The following is a 721-nucleotide window of genomic DNA, read 5'->3' on the forward strand; positions in this document are numbered from 1 at the left end:
ATGACTATCATGCGCTTTACTAAGCAGTTTACTGAATACATTCAGCCTAATTATCATTGGCTGCCTGCTGATATTGCTTTTGATGATTTCAAATCAGGAAAGTTCGCCAAAAGTGGTATGAGTCTTTTAGTGATGGGCAGTGTTCATCACCGAGCGATTGATATTATCGAGTCGCGGACAAGTAATTTCATTAGAAGCTATTTCTTAAAATACTCTTTTGCTGCCCGCAAAGCTGTTAAAACTGTAACCGTTGATCTTTATTCACCATATCGGCCTTTAATTCATGAGCTTTTCCCGAATGCAATTATCATTGCTGATCATTTTCATATCGTTGTTCAAGCTTTTCAGGCCCTAAATTCAGTCCGACTTCATGTAATGAAACAAGCCGGTAACGGTTCCCACGATTGGCGTGCTCTGAAACGGTATTGGAAATTATTAATGAAAGATTCAGCTGAATTAGACTATCAACATTATTCGAAACGAATCAATTTTCAAAACCGCCAATTATGTGATGCTGATGTCGTTGATCGCCTGTTGAACATGTCTGACGAACTGAAGAAAGCTTATAACTATTATCAACAACTGTTACATGTCATCCATCATCAAGATACTGAATCTCTTAGTAATCTATTAAATTCAGCTGCTGGAATGCCTGAACAAATCAAAAAAGCTAACCGAACGCTACGTAAACATCAAGCTGAAATCATTAACAGTTTCAAGA

General features: G+C 37.4%; 1 protein-coding gene. It reads left to right on the forward strand.

Translation table 11 applies throughout. The features are described from left to right. Positions 1–721, forward strand: a 721-nt coding sequence (locus ON15_RS01800; RefSeq protein WP_010579759.1) for an ISL3 family transposase, incomplete at both ends; no start/stop codon positions are given.

Origin of the sequence: Liquorilactobacillus vini DSM 20605 (assembly GCF_000255495.1) — a bacterium.
Classification (GTDB): Bacteria; Bacillota; Bacilli; order Lactobacillales; family Lactobacillaceae; genus Liquorilactobacillus; species Liquorilactobacillus vini.